Origin of the sequence: Streptomyces sp. MK37H, assembly GCF_018035285.1 — a bacterium.
Classification (GTDB): Bacteria; Actinomycetota; Actinomycetes; order Streptomycetales; family Streptomycetaceae; genus Streptomyces; species Streptomyces endocoffeicus.
The window spans coordinates 1-22,851 of record NZ_JAAAYH010000067.1 but is presented as its reverse complement, the minus strand read 5'-3'; the positions used below and the strand labels follow the sequence as shown (position 1 = coordinate 22,851).

At 72.5% G+C, this 22,851-nt stretch carries 22 protein-coding genes; 5 read left to right on the top strand and 17 right to left on the bottom strand.

From position 1 onward, the window contains the following. Positions 1 to 5: 5 nt before the first annotated feature. Entirely contained in the window at positions 6 to 734 is a 729-nt protein-coding gene (locus GWI24_RS12845; RefSeq protein WP_210946079.1) for an ABC transporter permease subunit, read from the top strand. Between the two features lie 63 nt (positions 735 to 797). On the opposite strand, the gene GWI24_RS12840 is transcribed toward GWI24_RS12845, so the two are convergent. The 5 genes from GWI24_RS12840 to GWI24_RS12820 form a co-directional block, all read right to left on the bottom strand. After that, positions 798 to 1,079, bottom strand: a complete 282-nt coding sequence (locus GWI24_RS12840; protein WP_374103300.1) for a hypothetical protein — start codon at positions 1,077 to 1,079, stop codon at positions 798 to 800. 136 nt (positions 1,080 to 1,215) lie between these two features. Continuing rightward, positions 1,216 to 2,508, bottom strand: coding sequence for an MFS transporter (locus tag GWI24_RS12835; RefSeq protein ID WP_210946078.1), 1,293 nt, complete (start codon positions 2,506 to 2,508; stop codon positions 1,216 to 1,218). Between the two features lie 66 nt (positions 2,509 to 2,574). After that, on the bottom strand, positions 2,575 to 3,285 hold the full coding sequence (locus GWI24_RS12830) for a FadR/GntR family transcriptional regulator (protein ID WP_210946077.1): 711 nt from the start codon (positions 3,283 to 3,285) through the stop codon (positions 2,575 to 2,577). Between the two features lie 145 nt (positions 3,286 to 3,430). Continuing rightward, on the bottom strand, positions 3,431 to 3,649 hold the full coding sequence (locus tag GWI24_RS12825; protein ID WP_210946076.1) for a hypothetical protein: 219 nt from the start codon (positions 3,647 to 3,649) through the stop codon (positions 3,431 to 3,433). Positions 3,650 to 3,815: 166 nt separating this feature from the next. Then, positions 3,816 to 5,360 carry an MFS transporter gene (locus GWI24_RS12820; protein WP_210946075.1) on the bottom strand — a complete coding sequence of 515 codons (1,545 nt, stop codon included), beginning with the start codon at positions 5,358 to 5,360 and terminating at the stop codon, positions 3,816 to 3,818. Between the two features lie 153 nt (positions 5,361 to 5,513). Here GWI24_RS12820 and GWI24_RS12815 point away from each other — a divergent pair, with 153 nt between their 5' ends. Together GWI24_RS12815 and GWI24_RS12810 are read left to right on the top strand one after the other, a co-directional pair. Beyond that, positions 5,514 to 6,518, top strand: a complete 1,005-nt coding sequence (locus GWI24_RS12815; RefSeq protein WP_210946074.1) for an Lrp/AsnC family transcriptional regulator — start codon at positions 5,514 to 5,516, stop codon at positions 6,516 to 6,518. Positions 6,519 to 6,719: 201 nt separating this feature from the next. Then, positions 6,720 to 7,169: a phospholipase gene (locus GWI24_RS12810; RefSeq protein ID WP_210946073.1), complete on the top strand. Its 450-nt coding sequence runs from the start codon at positions 6,720 to 6,722 to the stop codon at positions 7,167 to 7,169. Between the two features lie 87 nt (positions 7,170 to 7,256). On the opposite strand, the gene GWI24_RS12805 is transcribed toward GWI24_RS12810, so the two are convergent. From GWI24_RS12805 to GWI24_RS12765, 9 genes are all read right to left on the bottom strand, one after another. Further along, complete coding sequence (locus tag GWI24_RS12805) at positions 7,257 to 8,087, bottom strand: HAD family hydrolase (RefSeq protein ID WP_308343628.1); 831 nt, start codon at positions 8,085 to 8,087, stop codon at positions 7,257 to 7,259. After that, complete coding sequence (serS, locus tag GWI24_RS12800) at positions 8,084 to 9,361, bottom strand: serine--tRNA ligase (RefSeq protein ID WP_210946072.1); 1,278 nt, start codon at positions 9,359 to 9,361, stop codon at positions 8,084 to 8,086. The genes GWI24_RS12805 and serS overlap by 4 nt, the downstream gene beginning before the upstream one ends. A 593-nt stretch (positions 9,362 to 9,954) precedes the next feature. Further along, complete coding sequence (pheA, locus tag GWI24_RS12795; RefSeq protein WP_210946071.1) at positions 9,955 to 10,890, bottom strand: prephenate dehydratase; 936 nt, start codon at positions 10,888 to 10,890, stop codon at positions 9,955 to 9,957. Between the two features lie 129 nt (positions 10,891 to 11,019). Next, a complete protein-coding gene (efeB, locus tag GWI24_RS12790; protein ID WP_210946070.1) occupies positions 11,020 to 12,261 on the bottom strand; it encodes an iron uptake transporter deferrochelatase/peroxidase subunit in 1,242 nt (413 codons plus the stop codon). Then, the gene (locus tag GWI24_RS12785; protein WP_210946069.1) at positions 12,258 to 14,396 is read right to left on the bottom strand and encodes a copper resistance CopC/CopD family protein; all 2,139 of its coding nucleotides are present in this window, start codon (positions 14,394 to 14,396) and stop codon (positions 12,258 to 12,260) included. Before GWI24_RS12785 ends, efeB begins: the two co-directional genes overlap by 4 nt. A 6-nt stretch (positions 14,397 to 14,402) precedes the next feature. Further along, positions 14,403 to 14,894, bottom strand: coding sequence for a copper chaperone PCu(A)C (locus tag GWI24_RS12780; RefSeq protein WP_210946068.1), 492 nt, complete (start codon positions 14,892 to 14,894; stop codon positions 14,403 to 14,405). Then, a complete protein-coding gene (locus GWI24_RS12775) occupies positions 14,894 to 15,553 on the bottom strand; it encodes an SCO family protein (protein ID WP_210946067.1) in 660 nt (219 codons plus the stop codon). The genes GWI24_RS12780 and GWI24_RS12775 overlap by 1 nt, the downstream gene beginning before the upstream one ends. A gap of 142 nt (positions 15,554 to 15,695) precedes the next feature. Continuing rightward, positions 15,696 to 16,445, bottom strand: coding sequence for a YcnI family protein (locus GWI24_RS12770; RefSeq protein ID WP_374103299.1), 750 nt, complete (start codon positions 16,443 to 16,445; stop codon positions 15,696 to 15,698). Positions 16,446 to 16,541: 96 nt separating this feature from the next. Further along, the gene (locus GWI24_RS12765; RefSeq protein WP_210946066.1) at positions 16,542 to 17,360 is read right to left on the bottom strand and encodes a hypothetical protein; all 819 of its coding nucleotides are present in this window, start codon (positions 17,358 to 17,360) and stop codon (positions 16,542 to 16,544) included. A gap of 200 nt (positions 17,361 to 17,560) precedes the next feature. Between GWI24_RS12765 and GWI24_RS12760 the strand changes: the two genes are divergently transcribed. Next, positions 17,561 to 18,064, top strand: a complete 504-nt coding sequence (locus tag GWI24_RS12760; protein WP_121824507.1) for an ATP-binding protein — start codon at positions 17,561 to 17,563, stop codon at positions 18,062 to 18,064. A 69-nt stretch (positions 18,065 to 18,133) separates the two neighbouring features. On the opposite strand, the gene GWI24_RS12755 is transcribed toward GWI24_RS12760, so the two are convergent. Further along, a complete protein-coding gene (locus tag GWI24_RS12755) occupies positions 18,134 to 19,609 on the bottom strand; it encodes a PLP-dependent aminotransferase family protein (RefSeq protein ID WP_210946065.1) in 1,476 nt (491 codons plus the stop codon). Between the two features lie 47 nt (positions 19,610 to 19,656). Between GWI24_RS12755 and GWI24_RS12750 the strand changes: the two genes are divergently transcribed. Next, complete coding sequence (locus GWI24_RS12750; RefSeq protein WP_210946064.1) at positions 19,657 to 20,211, top strand: carboxymuconolactone decarboxylase family protein; 555 nt, start codon at positions 19,657 to 19,659, stop codon at positions 20,209 to 20,211. 77 nt (positions 20,212 to 20,288) lie between these two features. Here GWI24_RS12750 and GWI24_RS12745 read toward each other — a convergent pair whose 3' ends face one another. Further along, positions 20,289 to 21,785, bottom strand: a complete 1,497-nt coding sequence (locus GWI24_RS12745; RefSeq protein ID WP_210946063.1) for an aminopeptidase P family protein — start codon at positions 21,783 to 21,785, stop codon at positions 20,289 to 20,291. Between the two features lie 168 nt (positions 21,786 to 21,953). Beyond that, the coding region (locus GWI24_RS12740) for a PP2C family protein-serine/threonine phosphatase (RefSeq protein ID WP_210946062.1) at positions 21,954 to 22,851 on the bottom strand (898 nt) is incomplete at its 5' end.

Here is a 22,851-nt window from a genome sequence, read left to right as displayed (position 1 = left end):
CAGCGATGTCCTCGCTCTACCACCCCACCGTCGCGCGGCTCACCTACCGGGCCCTGCTCGGCCGCCGCCGTGCGCTGATCCTCTTCACCCTCCCCGGTCTGCTGCTGATCATCTCGCTCGCCGTACGGCTGCTGACCGGCGCGGACGACGACACGGCCGACGCGATCCTCGGCGGCTTCGCGATGGCCACCATGGTCCCGCTGATCGGCGTGATCGCCGGTACGGGCGCGATCGGCCCGGAGATCGACGACGGCTCGGTCATCTATCTGCTGGCCAAGCCGGTGAAGCGGCCGACGATCATCGTCACCAAGCTGATCGTGGCGATCGGCGTCACGGTCGCCTTCTCCGCGATCCCCACCCTGCTCGCGGGCTTCGTGCTGAACGGCAACGCGAACCAGCTGGCCGTCGGCTACGCCGTCGCCGCCGCCGTGGCCTCGGTCGCCTACAGCGCGGTCTTCCTGCTGCTGGGCACCGTGACCCGGCACGCGGTGATCGCGGGGCTGGTCTACGCCCTGGTCTGGGAGACCTTCTTCGGCAGCCTGGTCGCCGGGGCCCGCAAGCTCAGCGTGCAGCAGTGGGCGCTGGCGCTCGCGCAGAAGGTCGCGGACGGCGATGTGATCACGTCGGACGTCGGCCTGGTGACCGGCGTCATCCTGCTGCTGGCCGTGACCGTGGGCGCGACCTGGTACGCGGGCCGCAAGCTGCGCACGCTGACCCTCGCGGGGGAGGAGTGACCACGGAGTGACCACCGGCGCGAGGTGATGCCCGCGGGGGCCGCCCAGCGGTCTGTGCACGCCTTACGGCCGCCATCGCGCCGGGACGGCGGAGCGGCCGCCGGTGGTCTCCGCGGTGGCGGCGGTCGTCGTGACGGCCGCCGCCGCGAGGTGTCCGGGGGCCGCGTTGGCCTGGTCCAGGGCGGAGGCCACGGCCGCGGACGAGCCGAGCAGAACCGTCGCCGCCACACAGACCACGGTCCAAGGGGCCCGCAGCAGCCGCCGCCAGGGCCGCCGGGCGCCGCCCGCCGTGGCCCGCGCGCCGTGGGTGGTCTTCGCCTCGTCCATGCCGCTCATGCCGCTCATCCCGTCCTCCGGTCCTCGTCGATGCCGTGACATCGAGAGTGGCGGCGGGACTTGTCGGTGGGCCCTCCATGGCCTGAGGGCAGGCTGTGAAGGCGCGAGGCCGCTCGGGCGCAGGGGGACGGACCTTCCGGACCGCTCAGGCCCGGATCCTGCGGTCGCGGCCCGCGCCCAGGCCCAGCACCGCCAGCGCCCCGCACACCGCCAGCATCAGCGTGAGCGGCAACACCCAGCCGCCAGTGGTCTGGTGCACCACGCCGAGCGCCAGCGGGCCCACCGCGGCCAGCAGATAGCCCCAGGTCTGCGCCATGCCGGACAGCCGCGCCGAGGTGTGGGCGTCCCCGGTCCGCAGCACCATCATGGTCAGCGCGAGCCCCACGGACCCGCCCTGGCCGACGCCGATCAGCGCCGCCCACACCCACGCCCCTGCGGCGGGAGCCACCAGCAGGCCCGCGATACCGGCGCCCATCAGCGCCGCGACGGCGACGGCCAGCGTCCGCTGGGAGCGCATCCGCCCGGCGAGGGTGGGCACCACGAACGAACCGACCATCTGCAGCATGGTGCTGAAGGCGAACACCAGCCCGGCCGCGCTCTTGCTCATGCCGTGGTCAGTGAAGATCGTCGGCATCCAGGCGATGCAGACGTACGCGATCGACGACTGCAGCCCCATGAACAGCGTGACCTGCCAGGCCAGCGCGGAACGGCCCAGCCTCGGCTCCGCCCCCGGCGACGTCCTTACGGGCGTCGCCGCGGGCTCGCCGTGGTGCGTGCCACGCCGTGCGAGCACCGTCTGCGGTATCCAGACCAGCGCCGCGACCGCCGCCAGCAGCGACCACGAGGCGAGCGAACCCCGCCAGCCGCCGAGCGCGTCCTCCAGGGGCACGGCGGAGGCGGCGGAGACCGTCGCCCCGCCGATCATCGAGGTGGTGTAGAGCGCGGTCATGCCGGCGGCCCGGTGTGGGAAGTCCCGCTTGACCAGGCCCGGCATCAGCACATTGAGGAACGCGATCCCGCTGCCGACGAGGGCGCCTCCGGCGAAGAGCGCCATGACGGGTGGCGCCACCCGCAGCAGTATGCCGCCCAGCAGCAGCACCAGCGCGCTCAGCAGCACCGCCTCGGTGCCCCAGCGCCGGGCGAGCCGGGGCGCGAAGGGCGAGGCCAGACCCATGAAGATCAGCGGAATGGTGGTGACCAGGCTGCCCGTGGTCGCGGACAGCCCGAAGTGGCCGCTGATCTCGCCGAGGAGCGGGGAAACCCCGGCGAGCGCGGCCCGCATGTTGAGCGACGCCAGCACGATGCCGATCAGGAGAAGCGCCGGGTGGGCCCGCAAGGTACGCCGCGCGGCGGTCACCTCGGGGGTCGGCCGCAGATCCGTCTCGGCGTCCACGAGCAGGGGCTCGGCCTCGGGGCCGGGGGTGTGCGGGCGTGGCAAGAAGAACTCCGTTCACGTAGTGATGAGGTGAGGCTGCCGGGCGCTATGACACCCGCCGAGAGGGCCTCAGCCGTTGGCGAGCAGCGCCTCGACGGCGCGTTTCGGCGCCTCCAGCAGCGCCCGAGCCGCCGCCTCAGCGGCCGCCGGGTCACCGGAGGCGATCGCGTCGACCAGGGCACGATGGTCGGCGGGGACGATGCTCGGCACCTCGCGGTCGCCGAGCGAGGCCACCAGCGAGTCCCGCACCGAGCTGCTGAACCAGCCGTACGTCGCGCTCAGCGCGGCGTTGTGCGCGGCGTCCACCACGGCGGTGTGGAACTCGAGGTCATGGGCGGCGTGCAGCTCATGGTGGCCGACGGCGGGCCGCTCCCCGCCCCGCGCGAACGCCTCGAGCGACTCCAGCGCCGCCCGCATCCGCCGCAGATCGGCGGGGCTGTGCCGGAGCGCGGCCAGCCGCGCGCCCTCCGCCTCCAGCGCGATCCGCAGCTCCAGGACATCCCGGATCCCGGCGCGCCGCACATCCCGCATGACCTCGGAAGGGTCGGTTGTGGAGATCACGAAGGTGCCCTCGCCCTGCCGGGACTGCAGCATCCCCGCGTGCACGAGGACGCGGACCGCCTCGCGGACCGTGTTCCGGCCGACCTGGAGCTGCTCGGCGAGGGCATGCTCGGTGGGCACGCGGTCCCCGACCCGCCACTCACCCTCGGTGAGCTGCGCGCGCAACTGCTCCACAACGGTGTCGACCAGCGACCGCCGCCCTGCCGCCCGCAACGCCATCCCTCTCGGCTCCCTCACTTGATTCACCCGGTTGCCCAGTCATCCTACAACTTCGCATGCGGAAGCCCGGTGGCCAGGCGACCGCCTGCCGAACTGTCCGCCTGGCCTGTGGATAACTCCGATTGCCCATAGGTTCGTCTTGGACCTATGGGGTCAGCAGGTCGGCCGGTCTCCTACCCGCGCCGCCGCTTGGCCGGCCGTGCGGCCGCTGAGCCGCCTCGGCCTTGAGCGTGGCGACGTCCCCGCGAACCTCGGCAATGTCCTCACCGAGAACGCAGAGCCGCTCGCTCATGGCGCAGATGACCCGCCCGTGTGCGTCGAGCCGCCAGCCCATGCCGTCCAGCCGGGCGGAGACCCTGGCCATCCACGAGGCGAGCTCCCGCTGGAACAACGATTCGATCGCGGGAGGGTTACTCGCACCGCGTCGCGTTGACGGACGTCGGCCTCAACGCCGCGAGGGGCGGGCGCCGTCGGGCGCCCGCCCCTCGCTGTACCGCGTCGTACCGGCGTCGTACCGCGTCGGCCATTGCTCAGGCGTGGACCGGCTCCGACGGGGATTTCTCGGGGGTCGGCTTCGGGGGCGTGCCGCCGGGCCCGCCGCGGACGACGGCGAGGACCAGCAGGCCCGCCGCCAGGGCCGCGATGCCGGCGATGACGCAGATGCGGTCGAGACCGGCCGCGAACGACTCGTGGACCAGGGCGCGCGCCGCGTCCGCCCGGGCCGGGGGCGTGGCGGCGATCACGGCGTCGGCGTGGCCGCCGCTGATGGCCTCGGCGGCCCGCCCGGCCGCCCGGGCCGGGACGGTGTCGCTGCCGTCCACCATCTCCCGCACCCGCGTCGCGAACACCGTGCCCAGGACGGCGATCCCCAGCGCGTAGCCCATTTGCCGGAAGGTGTTCACCGCGCCGCTGGCCATGCCCGCCCGCTCCGGCGGGGCCGAGCCGAGGGCGGCCGAGACCAGCACCGGCATGGCCAGGCCGATCCCCAGACCGGCCAGGGCCAGGCCGGGGACGAAGGCGGTCCAGTCCGCGTCCGGGGTCACCATCGCCGCGTTGACCAGCGCGCCAGTGCCCACCAGCAGCAGTCCGCCGCCGAGCGCCCGCCCGGGGGCGACCTTGTCCAGCAGCCGTCCGCCCGCCGCGCCGACGACCAGCGAGACGCCCGCCATCGGCGTCACGGCGAGCCCCGCCTGCACCGGGCTCATCCCCAGCACCGACTGCAGCCACAGCCCGGCGTAGGTGAGGTACGGGAAGGCCGCCGCCTGGAGCAGCAGGGCCGCCGCCATCAGCACCGCGAACGTCGGGCGGCGCATCAGCCCCAGGTCCAGCAGCGGCTGCCGCTTCCCGCGCTCCAGCAGCACGAAGGCGAGCAGCGCGACCGCGGCCGCCACCAGCGCGGTGACCGTGCCGGTGTCGGCCCAGCCCTCCTCGCCGCCGCGCATCAGCCCGTACGTCAGCGCCCCGGCGCACACCGTGAACGAGGCGGCGCCCGGCCAGTCGATGCGCACCCCCGCCGCGCCGCGCGACTCCTCGATGGAGCGGACCGTGATCCACACCGCGATCGCCGTCAGCGGCAGATTGACCAGGAAGATCGCGCGCCAGTCGACATACTCGGTCAGCACCCCGCCCAGCACCGGGCCGACCGCCGCGGCCGCCCCGCTCGTACCGCCCCACACGCCGAAGGCGATACCGCGGTCGCGTCCTGAGTACGTGGCCATCAGCAGCGGGGTGTTGGTGGCGAACATGGCCGCGGCCCCCACTCCCTGCACGGCGCGGGCCGCGATCAGCATCCCGGCGTCCGGTGCCAGACCGCAGACCAGGGAGGAGATCGCGAACACCGCGAGGCCGACGAGATACAGCCGCCGCCGTCCGAAGAGGTCCGCCGCCGATCCGGCCACCATCAGCAGCGCGGCCAGCGCCAGCGCGTAGATGTCCATCACCCACTGGAGGGAGGTGAAGGACGCGTCCAGCCCCCGTGCCACCTGGGGCAGCGCGGTGTTCACGATCGTGACGTCTATCAGCAGCATGAAGTTGCCGAGGGTGATGGCGGCGAGCGGCCACCATGATCTGCGCATGACTGACTCCAGGATCCGGCACATTCCGACAAAGGGAGGCGGGGCCGGCCCCGAGGGCGGTTCCCGCGGCTCTTACGGTCGCCTCGACCCGGCCGCTTCTCCCAGCCGGGCCCAGCCCCGGCGGCGATATCCGACAGCCGCTAGCTTGGTGCGGTGGAATCCGACGCGTACGACGACCTGGACCGGGCGCTGGTGCACGCCCTCCAGCTCGACGGCCGGGCCCCCTTCAGCCGGCTCGCCGAGGTGCTGGGCGTCTCCGACCAGACCGTGGCCCGCCGCTATACCCGGCTGCGGACGACCGGAGCGATCCGGGTGCTGGGGCTCACCGACCCGGCGGCGGTCGGCGACGTGGTCTGGATGGTGCGGGTGCGGTGCCTGCCGGACGCCGCCCTGCCGGTGGCCGAGGCGATGGCCCGGCGGCCGGACACCTCCTGGGTGCATGTGCTCTCCGACGGCACCGAGGTCGCCGCCTCGACGCGGGCGGCGTCCGGCCAGGACAGCGACGCCCTGCTGCTGCGCAAACTCCCGCAGACCCCACGGGTGGTGGGGGTGAGCGCGCACTGCCTGCTTCATGAGTACTACGGCGGGGAGCAGGGCCTGGTCAACAAGTCCGACACGCTGACGGCCGAGCAGATCGCGCGGCTGCGCACGCCCGCCCCGGACCGGTCCAAGGGCCCGCGCGGACCGTTGAGCGCCGGGGACCGCAAGCTGCTGGACGTCCTCGCGGGGGACGGTCGGGCGCCGCTGGCCGAACTGGCCGCCGCCACCGGCTGGTCGCAGTCGACGGTGCGCCGCCGGCTGGCCGATCTGCGCGCCGACGGCACCCTGTACTTCGACGTCGACTACTCCCACCGGCTGTTCAGCCAGGGCGTCACCACCGCGATATGGCTGTCGGTACGGCCGTCGGAGCTGGCCGCCACCGGGCAGACGCTCGCGAACCACCCCGAGGTGGCGTTCGCATGTGCGACCACCGGGACGAAGAATCTGCTGGCGACCGTGGTCTGTGCCGATGTCCCGGCCCTCTACACCTATCTGACGACCCGTATCGCCGAGCTGACCTCCGTGCGGGACATGGAGACCTCCCCGATCCTTCGCAGGGTCAAGGGCCCGGGGCCGCTGCTCACCCCTCCCTCCCGGGTGCCCTGGCGTGCCTCCTGAACGGCCCGTTCCGCGGCGGTAGTTGGAGGAAACTCCGAAACTCTGGTGGTCGAACTCTGTTCATCTCTACGTCGATGTAGATCTTGACGGTTGTCAGGGACCTGGCGAACTCTTGGCGTGCGCTGGATCACACCGCGCCGCCCCCTCCCTTCGCCACGAGCTTTGAGGGGGTGTCAGGAGTGAAAACGGAGGGAACCCCGAATGCGTCGCTTCGTCACGAGTCTCGCCGCCACCGCGGTCACCGCGGCCGCCACCATCGCCCTGGCCGCACCCGCCCAGGCGGTCCCCGCGGACAAGCAGCAGGTCCTCGCCAGCTGGACCCAGACCAGCGCCAGCAGCTACAACACCTGGCTCGCCGCGCGGAACAACCAGGGTGCCTGGGCCTCCTACCAGTTCGACTGGTCCACCGACTACTGCAGCAGCTCCCCCGACAACCCGTTCGGCTTCCCCTTCCAGACCGCCTGCGCCCGGCATGACTTCGGCTACCGCAACCACAAGGCGATGGGCATCTTCGAGGCCAACAAGGCGCGGCTCGACAGCGCCTTCTACGAGGACCTGAAGCGGGTGTGCAGCGCGTACAGCGGTGCCACCAAGACGTCGTGCGACGGCACGGCCTGGACGTACTACCAGGCGGTCAAGGTCTTCGGCTGACCATCCCCGCTGCCGGCTGACCATCCCCACTGCCGAGCCCGGATGCCGGGCGGTCCGCCGAGGCGGCCGCACCGGCGTCCGGCCGGTTCACCCGCTCGTCGCTGCCGCCGGGAAGAGCCGCTCCAGCACCACGGCGATGCCGTCCTCCGCGTTGGACGCGGTGATCTCGTCGGCGACGGCCTTGAGGTCCTGATGCGCGTTCGCCATCGCGACCGCGTGCTCGGCCCAGCCGAACATCGGGATGTCGTTGGGCATGTCGCCGAAGGCGATCGCGTCCTCCGCGGTCATCCCCAGCCGGCGCGCGGCCATCGACAGGCCCGTGGCCTTCGTCAGCCCCAGCGGCAGCAGCTCCACCAGCCCGGTGCCGGCCATCGTCACCCCGACCAGGCCCCCGGCGGCCGTCCGGGCGGCGTCCGCGAGCGCGTCGTCCCCCAGCTCGGCGTGCTGGATGTAGAGCTTGCTGATGGGCTCCGACCACAGCTCGGCCGGCTCCGTGAACGGCACCAGGGACATTCCCTCGTGGTCCATCCGGTACCCCTCGCCGAACAGCACCTCGCCGTCCAGCCCGTCGCGGGCCGCGGCCAGGAACAGCGGGCCGATCTCCGCCTCGATCTTCTCCAGCGCCAGCAGCGCCACCTGGCGGTCCAGCGTGACGGAGGTCAGCAGCCGGTGCTCGCCCGCGTGGTAGAGCTGGGCGCCCTGGCCGCACACCGCGAGCCCCTCGTAGCCGAGGTCGTCGAGTATGTGCCGGGCCACCGGGACGGTCCGCCCGGTGACCACGATGTGCGCTGCGCCCGCCGCGGTGGCCGCGGCGAGCGCGTCACGGGTCCGCGCCGAGACGGTGTGGTCGGGGCGCAGCAGCGTCCCGTCGAGATCCGTCGCGACCAGGCGGTACGGAAGGACGTCGCCGCCGCTCACCGTGCGACCGGTTCCAGGACCTCGCGTCCGCCGAGGAATGGCCGCAGCGCCTCGGGCACCCGCACCGAGCCGTCGGCCCGCTGGTGGTTCTCGAGGATCGCGACGATGGTCCGGGTGATCGCGCACAGCGTGCCGTTGAGCGTGGCCAGCGGACGGACCCGCTTGCCCTCGCGCATCCGGATCGACAGCCGCCGCGACTGGAACTCGGTGGTGTTCGAGGTCGAGGTCAGCTCGCGGTACTTGCCCTGCGTCGGGATCCACGCCTCGCAGTCGAACTTCCGCGTCGCCGACGAGCCCAGGTCACCCGAGGCCAGGTCGACCACCCGGAACGGCAGCTCCAGCGAGGTCAGCCACTGCTTCTCCCACTCCAGCAGCCGCTGGTGCTCGGCCTCGGCCTCCTCCGGCGTCGTGTAGACGAACATCTCGACCTTGTCGAACTGGTGCACCCGGAAGATGCCCCGGGTGTCCTTGCCGTACGACCCGGCCTCACGGCGGAAGCAGGAGGAGAACCCGGCGTAGCGCCGCGGCAGCTGGTCCGCCTCCAGGATCTCGTCCATGTGGTACGCGGCCAGCGGCACCTCGGAGGTGCCCACCAGGAAGAGGTCGTCCTTGTCGAGGTGGTAGACGTCCTCGGCGGCCTGGCCGAGGAAGCCGGTGCCCTCCATGGCCTTCGGCTTGACCAGCGCCGGAGTGAGCACCGGGGTGAAGCCCGCCGCGGTGGCCTGCGCCATCGCCGCGTTCACCAGTGCGAACTCCAGCAGGGCGCCGATGCCGGTCAGGTAGTAGAAGCGGGAGCCGGAGACCTTGGCGCCGCGCTCGGTGTCGATCGCGCCGAGCAGCTCGCCGAGCTCCAGGTGGTCCTTGGGCGCGAAGCCCTCGGCCTCGAAGTCGCGCGGGGTGCCGACGGTCTCCAGGACGGCGAAGTCGTCCTCGCCGCCGACCGGGACCTCGGGGTGGACCAGGTTGCCCAGCTGGAGCAGGAGCCGCTGGGTCTCCTCGGCGGCCACGTCCTGCTCGGCGTCGGCCGCCTTGACGGCGGCGGAGAGCTCGCCCGCCTTCTTCAGCAGCTCGGCCTTCTCGTCACCGGAGGCCTTGGGGATGAGCTTGCCGAGCGCCTTCTGCTCGGCGCGCAGCTCGTCGAAACGGACACTGGAGGACCTGCGCCGCTCGTCGGCGGTCAGGAGCGCGTCGACGATGCCGACGTCCTCTCCACGAGCGCGCTGGGAGGCGCGCACACGATCGGGGTCCTCACGGAGCAGGCGAAGGTCAATCACCCCCCCAGGTTACCGGTGTGACCTCGGGTGCTCGACGCGATATTCCTTTGCGTCCTGTTTTGCCCCCTTTTGGGGCTGTGGGTAAACCGGGGAATTCCTGTGACGGCCGCCGTCAAGGAATGCTTCCGCAATCCCCGAAAAGGGGCAAAGAGGCGGCGCCGAGTCGACCTTCTTCCCTTGTGTACAGGGTGAGTTGGAGGTTCGTTGTCCACAGGCGTGGGGCGAATCCCCGAAGTTATCCACAGGCTGTGTGTGAGATCTGTGGATGCCACAGTGATCGTTAAGGCCGCCCAGATGCTCGGCGATGGATTCCCCTGGCAAACCGCGTTCACACTCTCCATAAGAGAGGAATCCCTCACTCCAAAGAGTTGGTCGAGCGAATTGGGGTGACAAGTGAGCGATGTCCGATAATGGCGGTGAATGCGGAGAGAGTCACGATATGACCGTTGTGTCGGATTGGGGATGTCGACTTATCCCCAGCGCGAGGCCTCAGCCTGTGGATAACTTTTCCGCAGCGATTCTGTTGACGGGCTCCGGCGTAGTTCCGGGACCGCTCCGGGGCCGCTCAGGCGCGGGTCCGGCTCAGGCCCGGCTCAGGCCCGGCCGTCCTGGCAGCGGGCCAGCCACTCCGCCGCCTCCGTGAACGCCTCGTCCGACGTCCCGTGCCGCAGCGGCGCCATGTCGTCGGCCGTCACACCCGCCCGGGGGTACGAGCCCAGGAACCGCACCTTCGGGCAGATCCGCTTCAGCCCCATCAGGGCCGAGCCCACCCGCCGGTCGGTGATGTGCCCCTCACAGTCCACCGAGAAGCAGTAGCGGCCGATGCCCTCGCCGGTCGGGCGCGACTCGATCCGCATCATGTTGACCCCGCGCGCGGAGAACTCCTGGAGCAGCTCCAGCAGTGCGCCCGGGTGGTCGTCACCGAGCCAGATCACCACGGAGGTCTTGTCCGCGCCCGTCCGGGCGGCGGGCCGGGCGGGGCGGCCGGCCAGCACGAAGCGGGTCATCGCGTTCTGCGCGTCGTGGATGTCGGTGACCAGCGGCTCCAGACCGTACTTGGACGCCGCGAACTCGCCCGCGAACGCCGCGTCGTACCGCCCCTCCTGCACCAGCCGCGCACCGTCCGCGTTCGAGGCGGCCGACTCCCACACGGCGTCCGGGAGGTTCGCCGCCAGCCAGTTGCGCACCTGGGGCTGGGCCACCGGGTGCCCGGTCACGGTCTTGATGTCCGTGAGCGCGGTGCCCGGCCGGACCAGCAGCGCGAAGCTGATCGACAGCAGCACCTCGCGGTAGATCATCAGCGGTTCGCCGGTGGCGAGTTCGTCGAGGGTCGCGGTGACGCCGCCCTCGACCGAGTTCTCGATGGGCACCAGGGCGGCGGCCGCGGCTCCGGAGCGCACCGCGTCGAGCGCCACCGGCACGGAGACCATCGGCACCAGCTCCCGGGTGGCGGCCTCCGGCATGGACCGCAGCGCGGCCTCGGTGAAGGTGCCCTCGGGGCCGAGGTAGGCATAGCGGCTGGCCGACATCACGGTCGCTCCCTGTGATCAGACGAGACCGCCACGATACCCGCGTCGGCCCGGGCCGCCGACCCGCATGGTGGACACCCGTATGGACGCCCCTTGGACGCGATGCCTCGGGGCGGCTCGTCCCCTTTCCTATGCCTCCAAGAGTGCCTGACCCACGTACTCCCCCGGGGCGCAGCCCGGAGGCACCGCGAACAGCGCGCTGGCCTCGTGCCGCAGGAACCGCGACAGATCGTCGCCCAGGTCCAGCTTCCGCTGCACCGGCACGAACCCCTTCATCGGATCCGCCTGCCAGGCGATGAAAAGCAGCCCGGCGTCCGGCGCCCCGTCGTCGCGGAAGCCGTCGTGGTACGAGAAGGGCCTGCGCAGCATCGCGGCGCCCTGGTTGGACGCGGGCGCCGCGACCCGTACGTGGGCGGCGCCCGCGATGGCCAGCGCACCGTTCTCGTCGACCTTGTCGAGCCGAACCGGGGTGGTCTCGGTGCCGCCGGACAGCGGGGCGCCGTCGGACTTGCGGCGGCCGACCACCTTCTCCTGCCGCTCCAGGGAGAGGTGGTCCCAGGAGTCCAGCAGCATCCGGACGCGCCGGACGACCGCGTAGGAACCGCCCGCCATCCACGCGGGCTCGCCCCCCTCCGGTACGAAGATCCGCCGCTCGAAGTCGTCGTCGGTGGGCTTGGGGTTGTTGGTGCCGTCGATCTGGCCCATGAGATTGCGGGTCGTCATGGGGTGGCCGGTGGCGCCCGGGGACCGGTTGAAGCCGTTCATCTGCCAGCGCAGCCGGGCCGTCTCCGCGGCCTCGCGCTGCAGGGCGCGCAGCGCGTGGAAGGCGACCAGCGCGTCATTGGCGGCGATCTGGATCCACAGATCGCCGTTGCTGCGCTTGGGGTCGAGCGCGTCCGAGACGAAGTCCGGGAGCGGGGCGAGTGCCTCCGGCAGCTGGTCCTCGACCCCCGCCTTGCCGAAGAAGGTCCGGCCGAAGCCGAAGGTGACCGTAAGGGACGAGGGACCGGCGTCCAGCGCGATCCCGGTGTCGTCCGGTGGGGCCTCGCCCGCCATCAGCTCCTTGGCCGTCCGCGACCAGCGGCGCAGCAGTGCGGCGGCCGCCTTACGGTTCGCACCGGGCGCCAGGTCGAAGGCGAGGAGATGGCCGTGGGCCTGGAGGGGGGTGGTGATGCCCGCCTGGCGCCTGCCGTGGAAGGGCACGGCGGTCGCGCCCAGCGAGCTGAGGGGTGCGGGTGCCTCCCGCGTCGCCTCGGACGCGTAGGCTCCGGCGGCTCCGCCGGCGACCAGTCCGGCCGCTCCGGCGGCGCCCGCCGAGCCCAGCAGGCGCCGTCGGGAGATACCGGACGAGGGTGCTTGCTCTGTGGTCATTGAGCGACTTTCACGTTCCTGGTCTCCGTCACCTGGTCGATGTCGGAGGTTCGTACGGTCAGGGAGAGCTGCCAGGTGCCGGCCATCGGGAGCTGGACGGTCTTGGCGCTCCAGTGCCCGGTCGAGAGGCGCTCGAGCGGGATGCGCAGCGGCCCGATCCCCTTGCCCTTGAGCGTCAGCGACAGCTTGACCTCGGGCACGTCCACGGGACGGTCGGCCAGGTCGGTGGTGAAGACGTGCAGCGCGTTGTCACCCGGCAGGGCGGGTTCGATCATCACCACGGCCTTGCCGCGGCCGCTCTTGGGACCCGTGTTGTAGGGGATCAGCACGCTCACCGGGTCGACGTTCAGCTGGTCGCCGGGGGCCGTGGCCGGGGCGCCGGCCTGTTCGGTTTCGGCCCGGCCGGGCTGGGTGCCGCTGAGCACGGTGGCCACCGCGAGCAGCACGACGGCCACGATGGTCTCGGCGAGCACCGACCGGCGCAGCCCGCTGCGCTCGCGGTCGGCGTCGCGCTCCCGCAGCGTGGCGGTCTTGTCCTTGGCGGCCCGCTGACGGGCGAGCTGGGCGGTGCGTACGGGATCGTCGTCGGCGGCGCCGGTGCCGGAGTCTTCGCCGGGCCCGTCACCGGACTCGGTTCCGGCGTCGGTGAGGGCGTCGGCAGGGGTGTCGACGGCCGCGTCGGCCGCACCGGTGCGGACCGGCCGCGCGGCCTTCACCGCCGCCTTGGCCCCGGCCTTGGTCTCGTCGGCCGTGGCCGCGACATCGGCCTCGGCACCGCTCTTCGCCTCGGCCTCCGCGTCCGCCTCGGCCGGGGCGTCCGTCTCCGCATCGGCCCCGGCTGCCTCCGTGGCATCCGTAAGGCGCCCGGTCCAGCGGCGCGAGAGGGCGGCGATGCCCACGAGCACCACCACCAGACCCACCTTGACCAGCAGCCATCGCCCGTACTCGGTGTCGGTCAGCGCGCCCCAGGAGCCCACCTGCCGCCACGACTGGTACAGCCCGGTGACCACCAGGGCGACGACCGAGCCGAAGGCCAGCCGCGAGAAGCGGCGCACGGCCGACCGCTCGATCGGCTCGCCCGCCCGGAGCGTCACCGCGAGCGAGGCCAGACCGCCCAGCCAGACCCCGACCGCGATCAGATGGAGCACGTCCACCGGCATGGCCAGCTGCCGCTGCGGGCCGACCGAGGCGTGCTCGGCCATCGCCCAGGTCGCGGCGAGGCCCACCGCCATCACCGTGCCGCCGAAGCCGAGCCCGAAGGCGAGGTCCTGGCGGCGCCGCGCGTCCGCCTCCCCCTCCCCGGTGCGCCGGGTGTACGAGCCGAAGAGGACGGCCAGGAAGACGGCGGCCGCGCCGAGCAGCAGCAGCCGGGACAGCAGCGCCGCGCCCGGCTTGGTGGACAGCACATCGCCCAGCCTGCCGAGGTCGAGGACCCCGCCGATCCCCTCGCCGTCGGTGTACGGCCCGCGCAGCAGCAACAGCAGGAGGCTGGCCGTGAAGACCGTCACCCAGCCGCCCACGGCGATCTTCCGCACCGGGCGCGAGGACCGGCAGAGCCCGGCGAACACACAGCCGCCCACGAGCGCCGCGAAACCGCCGTAGGCGGCGTACCGGCCGATCCCGTAGAGCGTGCTGACGGTGGAGTCGGACGCCTCGCCCGTGGGCACCTTCGCCTTGGTCTTGGACGGGGCGCCGATGGAGAAGGTGAACGCGCCGCTCACCGGGTGGCTGTCCTCGGAGACCGCCTTCCACGCCACCGTGTAGGTGCCGTCCGGCAGTCCGGAGTGCAGCCCGGCGGCGGCGGTCGACGACTTGCCGCCGGCATGGGCGGTCTTCCCGGTGTCCACGCGCTTGCCCTTGGGGTCGAGCACGCGCACCGAGTCGCCGGAGAGCAGCACGCCCTCCGAGAAGTTCAGCGTGACCTCCCTGGGGGCGGTCTTCACCACCGAGCCGTCGGCGGGGTCGGTCGAGGTGAGCGCGGCATGCGCGGACGCGGAGCTCGCGCCCACGCTCAGCGCGCACAGCAGCGCGGCGAGCAGGGTGCCGCAGATCGCCATCAGCCGCCGGGCGGTCGCGGTGGTCCGGGTGGGAGTCGAGGTGGGCCCGGCGGGGGCCAGGGAGGTCAGCGAGGGCATCGGGCGTCAGTCCTTGGGGCGGTACGTCGTCGGCTCGACCGGGACTTTGATCTCGATGGGGTCGGAGGTGGCGAAGTGAAGGGTGAAGCTGACCCTCTCACCGACCTTCGGCCGGTGGGTGAGATTTGTCAGCATCAGATGATCTCCGCCGCTGGTCAGCTCGAGCCGGCCGTCGGCCGGGACATCGAGCGAGCTCACCTGCCTCATCCGGGTGCCCTTGGTGGTGTGCAGGGTGACCTCGGAGGCGAGCGGGGTGGTGACGGACGTCAGCTCGTCGGCGCCGCCACCGGCGTTCCGTACGGCCAGGTAGCCCGCCGCCATGTCGTCCATGGGCGGCTGGGAAACATAGGCACCGCTGACGGACAGCTTCGGGGCGCCCTTGTGGCCCGCGTGGTCCCCGCCGCCGTTGTCCTCGCTCCCGCAGGCGGCGAGAGTGGCGGACAGGCCGGCGGTGAGGACCACGGCGGCCGCCTTACGGATGCCGGGACCTGCCGCCATCACGGGTTCCGCCCCTCGATGATCTTCGGCAGATCCTTGGCGTAACGGTCCGCCGTGGCCTCCGTCGTGTAGATCCAGTGGCCCTTGTCGTCCTTGGGCGAGAAGCCGATCACCTCGGCGCCGTGGCTGACGGTGATGCTGCCGTCCTTCTCCTTCTTCGGCTTCTCGATGTAGATGCCCAGCGGCCGCGCGGCGGCCTCGATGGTGTTGAAGTCCCCGGTCAGGCCGACGAAGTCGGTGCCGCCCTGGGCGTCCAGCCAGGAGCGGATCCGCTTGGGGGTGTCCCGGGCGGGGTCGGTGCTGACGAAGACGACCCGCAGCTTCTCCCGCTCGGCCTTGGGGAGCTTCTTCACGGCGATGCCGAGGTTGCTCATGGTCAGCGGGCAGACGTCCGGGCAGTGGGTGTAGCCGAAGAAGAGCAGGGTGGGCCGGCCCTTGGTCTCCTTCAGCAGGTCGTACTTCTTACCGTCGGTGCCGGTGAGGACGAGGTCGGGCTTGGCCTTCGCCTGGTCGAGGACGATGGCCTGCCCCGACTTCTGGCCGCCCTTGACCTGGGCGGCGGCGTTGTCGCCCTTGCCCCCGTCGTCTGAGCCGCCGCAGGCGCTGAGGGTGAGCGCGGCGGTGGCGACGAGCGCGGTGGCCAGGATTTTGGTGCGCATGGAGCTCTTCTCCAAAGAGGGGGTGGATCGGTGGCGCGCGGGGGCGGCGGGCGCGAGGGCCCGCCGCCCCGCCGGGATCACGCGGTCGGTTCAGGACCCGTGGTCACCGGCGGTTACGCGTATGCGGTCGGGTGGTCGGCGGTCAGGCGGAGCGGCGGCGGCTGGCGACCACGCCGAAGACGACACCGGCGGCGCCGATGACGATGCCCGCGATGCCCAGCACCCGGGCGGTGGTGTCGCTGCCGTCCTCGTCGTCCGAGGTGTCCTTGGAGGCGGAATTCTCCGTTCCGGGCTTCTCGGAGTCCTTGCCCTGGCCGGACGCCGCGGCGGCGCCATCGCCGTCCGAGCCCTCGGCCGGGGCGACCAGCTTGAGCACCGGAGCCGGGCTCTCGGGCTCGGCGGCACCCTCCTTGGGCTCCTCGATCCAGCGCACGACCTCCTTGTCGTCGTACGTCTGGAGGGCCTTGAAGGTGAGCTGGTCGGCGTCGTCGGGCAGCTGGCCGACCGAGAGCGGGAACTGCTGGAACATCCCCGGCTCGATCTTGCCGCCGGTCCAGGTGACCTTGGTGACCGCCTCGTTGATCTTCTCGCCGTGCATCTCCATGGGCTTGGGGAGCTTGGACTTGGTGACCTTGACGTCCCAGCCGGGCACCGGCTGGGGCATCACCGCGGCGAGCGGGTGATCGGCGGGGAGGGTCACCTCGAGCTTGACGGTGGAGGAGTCGTCGCGCTCGTTGGGCACCTTGAAGTTGATGGTGCTGTAGCCGCCCTTCTCGGCCTGACCGGGCTGCACGCTCACGTGCGCGAAGGCCGGGCCCGCGGTGAGCGGCACCAGGCCGCCCGCGGTGAGGCATCCGAGGACCGGCAGACGGCGGAGGCGCATGGCGTTCATGTCAACACTCCAGGAACAGGAATGATCAGATGGGTGGGCGCGCGTGCGGTGACGTCGCGGCCGCCCTCCGGTCCCGCTGGAGGAGCGTCGCGTCGGTCAGGCCGCGAGGTCGCAAACCGGCGGTCCCCGCCTGATCACGCTGTGCTGGAGGACGAGGGCCGTCGTCCCGCCCTCGTCCCGCTCGGCCGTGCGCGGACGCCTCGGCCCGCCGCAAGGCGTCTGCGAAGGGGCCAGGAGCACCCGTACGAGCCTCAGGGCGGCGCGCAGCGCCCGTACGAGCGCGGCCTCCGCGACCCCTCGGGCCCCGTCCACGGACAGCCGCACCGCCCGCCATACGGCCATCTCGCCGCGGCGCAGCAGCCAGCCGATGGCCAGCGCGGCGAGCAGATGGCCCAGGGCCATGGGCAGCGAGGGCAGCAGGCTCTCCATCCCGGCCGCCTGCCCCGCGGGGGCGGTGGACGCCGGCATGGTGTGCGGGCCGCCGTGCGCGGCGGAGGGGTCGATGCCCGCGTGGGTGACGATCCGATGTGCCGTCGCGGCGTCGAGCCGTCCGGGGCCCGACGCGCACAGCAGCCTGGCGGCCAGGCCGATCACATGGCCCTGCGCGGCGTCGGCCCGATGGGCGGCCTCCTCGGCCGCCGCGGCCCGGTCCTGCCCGAGCGCGAAGAGCGCGTGCAGCGCCAGCTGCCCGACGGCCAGCACGGCCGTGATCCCGGGCAGCGACCGCTCCCGCCCGGCCAGGGACAGCGCCACCGTGAACATCGCCGCGCAGCCCACGCCCAGCGTCCACAGCGGCACGGTGGCGCAGGAGCCCAGCACATGCCCCGCCGCGGACAGCACGACGCAGACCGCGGTGAACACCGCGGCCCGCAGCATTCGCAGATCGGCGCCGGCACGGGCGACAGGGGAAGCCATGGCCGCGCCATCATCCCACTGGGTGGACGCGTTCCCTACGGCGGGTGGGGCGTACCGGCGCACACCGGGACAGGCCATACACCGGTTCGCGCATCGAGCGCGTCCGCTGAATGAGCGGAGTCACGTCAATAACACGCTTACGGACCATGGACCCAGGCAATACGTAACGGTATGTCGAGCCGCGGCCGGGAGGCTGGAGCATGAGCATCTGGTGGTCACTCCATTTGCCCCGCGAGGCGGCGAGCGTTCCGCTCGCACGACGACTGCTCCTCGGCACCATGGAGACGGCCGGAGTGGATCCGGAGATCTCCTACGATCTGTCGGTCGCCCTCTCCGAGGCGTGTGCGAACGCGGTGGAGCACGGGGGTCGCGACGGCACGGGCGGGGATTATCGAGTCACGGCCTATATCGACGGCGACACCTGCCGTATCGAGGTCACCGACTCCGGCCCCGGCTTCGCCGGACGCGGCACCGTCCGCCGTGAGGCCCGCACCCGGAACGAGCGGCGTCCGGCGGGCGCGCCGAGGCCACAGCAGCCGCGCAGTCCGGCCCCGCCACAGGCGGAGCACGGACGGGGGCTCTTTCTCATCGAGGCCCTCACCGACCATGTCCGCTACCGCGACCGTCCGGGCCGCGGCGGGGTGGTGGTGAGCTTCGACAAGATTCTCAAGTGGCGTGAAGGAGCGCTGCTGAGGGCGTCATAACCGCCTCAACGTCAGGGAGCCGCTCCAACGTCAGGGAGCCGTTCCAACGTCAGGTGGCCGCCTCAAACCTCAGGTGGCCGTCTGTTCGGGCGGCAGGGCGCGGCACAGCGCGTCCAGCGCCCCCGCGAAGGAGTGCTCGGGCGGGGTCGCGTAGCCCACCACGAGCCCGTCGCGATGCGGTGTGGTGGCGTCCGGATGGCGGTAGCCGCCGAGGCCGTCGAGTGCCAGCCCCTGCCAGGCTGCGGCGCGCAGGGCGGACCGCTCGGTGCCGGGCGGCAGCTCCAGCACCGCGTGCAGACCGGCCGCGATCCCCGAGACGCGGATATGGGGCGCGCGTTCGGCGAGGGAGGCGACGAGCTGATCCCGCCGACGGCGGTACTGCTGGCGCATACGGCGCACATGGCGGTCGTACCCGCCCGATTCGATGAAGTCCGCGAGGGTCAGCTGGTCGAGGACGCCGGTCCATCCCTCGCGCTCCCCCTTGGTGGCCAGCAGGCCGTCGACCAGATGGTCCGGCAGCACCATCCAGCCCAGCCGCAGGGCTGGGGAGAGGCTCTTGCTGGCCGAGCCGAGGTAGAGCACCTGGTCGGGGTCGAGGCCCTGGACGGCGCCCACGGGACGGCGGTCGTAGCGGAACTCCCCGTCGTAGTCGTCCTCCAGCACCAGACCGCCGCTCTCCCGCGCCCAGGCGACGGCCGCGGCCCGCCGCTCGGGGTGCAGCGGACCGCCGGTGGGGAACTGGTGGGCGGGGGTGAGCAGGGCCGCCCGTACGCCGTCGAGGTCGGCCAGTCCCTCCGTAAGGGCGCCATCGGCGTCCAGGGGGAGCGGGACCGTACGGAGCCCGGCGGATCTCAGGAGCGAGCGGTGGAATTCCAGGCCGTAGGACTCGACGGCCATCCGGGGCCGCAGCAGCCGGGTGTCGCTCAGCAGCCGCACCGCGTGCGCGAAGCCCGCGCATACGACGATCCGCTCGGGGTCGGTGCGTACGCCGCGGACGCGGGCCAGGTAGTCGGCCAGGGCGCGGCGCAGCTCCGGGCGGCCGCGCGGATCACCGGGGCCGAACGCCTCGTGGGGCGCGGCGGTCAGGGCGCGGCGGGCCGAGGCGAGCCAGGCGGTGCGGGGGAAGGAGGCCGCGTCCGGCTGGCCCTGGAGCAGGTTGTGCACCGGGCGCGGGGCGGGCCGGGGCCCGCGGCGGCCGCCGGTCGTCCCGGACGGCCGTCCGCCGCGCTCCCGGCCGGGCGCGCGCCGCCGGGGCGGGAGCGATGCGGGGCGGGGCGCCACCCGGGTCCCGGAGCCCTGGCGGGCGGTGAGCCAGCCCTCGGCGACCAGCTCGGCGTAGGCGTCGGCGACCGTGTTCCGGGCGATGCCCAGGTCGGCGGCGAGGGAACGGTAAGGAGGCAGCCGGGTGTCCGGGGCGAGCCGCCCGTCGCGGATGGCCTCCCGCAGCGCGGCCATCAGGGCGGTCCTGCGGCTGCCCGCGCGGGTCAGCTCCAGATGGAGGTCACTGCCGAGGATCTCCGCCGAATTGACCCATGAATCCGCCATGGAAATGCACCCTACAGAGGGTCGCTTAGCGGCCTAATTTCATTTCCATGACGACTTCGACACCGGCACAGACGGCGACGACACAGACGGCCGCGACGACACAGACGGCCGCGACGACACAGACGACGGCACAGACCGCGACGACGGCGCGGCAGACGACCGGGCGGGTCAACTTCGCGAAGTCCGCCCCCAAGGCGTTCAAGGCGCTGATCAGCCTGGACGCGGCCGCCCGCGAGGGCCTGGACCCGTCCCTGGCTGAACTGGTGCAGATCCGCTCCTCCCAGCTCAACCACTGCGCCTACTGCCTCCATATGCACACCACCGACGCCCATGAGGCGGGCGAGAGCAAGGAGCGCATCGCCCTGGCGGGGGTCTGGGAGGAGGCCGGTGAGGCCGGGTTCTACACCGAGAAGGAGCAGGCCGCCCTGGCGCTCACCGAGGCGGTCACGCTGCTGCCCGGCGGCGTCCCGGACGAGGTCTACGAGCGGGCCGCCCGGCACTTCGAGGAGCGGGAGCTGGCTCAGCTCATCGCCCTCATCTTCACGATCAACTCCTGGAACCGGATCGCCGTGACCACCCGCAAGGTGCCGGGGCAGAACTGAGCCCCGTGGGGAGCGGTGCCGCCGCTCCCCACGGGGCCCACACGATCAGGCGATGAGCCGCCGCTATGTGGCCGCCCTCAGCCGGTGAGGCGGGCCATCCACGCCTCGACGTCATCGGCGGTCCGCGGCAGCGCGGCCGACAGCACGCGGTTGCCGTCCTCCGTCACCAGGATGTCGTCCTCGATCCGGACGCCGATGCCCCGGTACTCCTCCGGCACGGTCAGGTCGTCGGGCTGGAAGTACAGCCCCGGCTCAACCGTCAGGCACATACCGGGCTCCAGGGTGCCGTCCACATAGGTCTCGGTGCGGGCCACGGCGCAGTCGTGGACGTCCATGCCGAGCATGTGGCCGGTGCCGTGCAGCGTCCAGCGGCGCTGCAGCCCCAGCTCGAGCACCCGCTCCACCGGGCCCTCGACCAGGCCCCACTCGACGAGCTTGGTGGCGAGGACGTGCTGGGCGGCATCGTGGAAGTCGCGGTATTTCGCACCCGGCCGGACCGCGGCGATGCCGGCCTCCTGGGCCTCGTAGACCGCCTCGTAGACCTTGCGCTGCAGCGGGCTGTAGGTGCCGTTCACCGGCAGGGTGCGGGTCACATCGGCGGTGTAGAGGGTGGTGGTCTCCACGCCCGCGTCCAGCAGGAGCAGATCGCCGGAGCGGACCGGGCCGTCGTTGCGCACCCAGTGCAGGGTGGTGGCGTGCGGGCCCGCGGCGGCGATGGTGCCGTAGCCGACGTCGTTGCCCTCGACCCGGGCCCGAAGGAAGAACGTTCCTTCGATATAGCGCTCCGATGTCGCCCGCGCCTTGTCCAGAACCTTGACGACGTCCTCGAAGCCGCGGGCCGTCGAGTCGACGGCCGCCTGCAGCTGCCCGATCTCGAACCCGTCCTTGACCAGGCGCTGCTCGCTGAGGAAGACCCGCAGCTCCTCGTCGCGCTCACCGGTGACCTTGTCGGTCAGGGCGGCCTCCAGCCCGGCGTCGTGACCGCGCACGATACGGACCGGGCCGGTGGCGTCCCGCAGCTCGTCGGCCAGCTTGCGGACGTCCCTGGCGGGCAGGCCCAGCCGCTTCTCGGCCTCCGTAAGACTGAGCCGGCGGCCGACCCACAGCTCGCCCTGGCCGTCCAGCCAGAACTCGCCGTTCTCCCGGTCGGAGCGCGGCAGCAGATACAGCGTCGCGGTGTGGCCGCCGCCCGCCTCGGGCTCCAGCACCAGGACACCGTCCTCGGTCTGGTCGCCGGTGAGGTACGCGTACTCGGTCGAGGCGCGGAAGCTGTAGTCCGTGTCGTTGGAGCGCGTGCGGAGATTGCCCGCGGGAATGACCAGGCGATCGCCGGGGAAGCGCGCGGAGAGCGCGGCGCGGCGGCGGGCGGTGTGCGGAGCCTGTGCGAGGGGCTCCAGGTCGTGCTGCTCGGTGTCCGCCCAGCCGGACTGCATGCTCGCGGCGAGCTCGTCGGAAACGCCTGGGTACAGGCCGTTCTTCCGCTGCTTGATGGGCTCCTCGCCTTCCGGGGTCTCCGGGGCTTCGGAAGTGGGCTCCTCGGTCACGTCTTCCTCCTCGAACTGGACCCCTCCCATCGTATGTGCGGGGCCAGACGGCCGGGAGGGCCCGAGGCGCCGGGTGACCACGGCTCCAGCGGGGGCCGTGGTCCCGCTCGAGCCGCGCCCGTAAGGGGGCCACGCGTCACTCGACTGGGCCACGCGGCAGCCGACGTGGGCCACGCGTCACTCGACGTGGGCCATGCGTCAGTCGAAGTGCGCCACGAGCAGGACGAGGTCCTCGGTGCCGTCCTCCGAGGGCCGCCCCACGGAGGCCGCCGGACCGTCGGGGAGCACCGTACGGAGCACATGGTCGGCGAAGGCGTCCGGGTCGCCGCGGACGCCCTTGGGAGCGCTCGCCGCGGCCGTGTGCAGCCGGGCGAAGGCCCGGTCCATCGGCTCCCCGGTGCGGTGGAGCAGCCCGTCGCTGTAGAAGAGCAGGGTCTCTCCGGAGGACGGTGCGACCTCCACGCTGGGCGCCTCCCAGCACGAGAGCATCCCCAGCGGCGCGGACAGGGTGGTCTCCACGAACTCGGTGCGCCGCTCCCCGGTGAGCAGCGGCGGGCAGTGCCCGGCCCCGGCCAGCACCACTTTGCGCGTCCCGGGCTCGCAGTAGGCGAAGAGGGCGGTCGCGGAGCGGGCGGGCTCGGTGAGCCGCAGCAGCAACTCCAGGTCGGACAGCACGGCGACCGGGTCCTCGCCCTCCATCACCGCGTACGCCCGCAGCGAGGCCCGCAGCCGCCCCATCGCGACCACGGCGCTCGGCCCGGAGCCGGAGACCCCGCCCACCGAGAGCCCGAGCGCCCCGTCCGGCAGCGGCAGCGCGTCGTACCAGTCCCCGCCGCCGCGCGGGCCGGGGTGGTGGCGGACGGCCAGGCGCACCCCGGGGACGCGGGGCAGCCGGGTGGGCAGCAGCTCCTCCTGGACGGTCACGACGGCGGCGCGGGCGCGGGAGAGCTCGATCAGCCGGGCGATGTGGGCGGCGGCGTACTGGCAGTACAGGCCCACGAGATGGCGCTGGCGCTCCGCGGGCTCGGCGGGCTCGTCGTAGAGCCAGGCGGCTCCGCCGAGCCGTCCGGAGGGGCTGCCGGCGCCCATGGCGGCC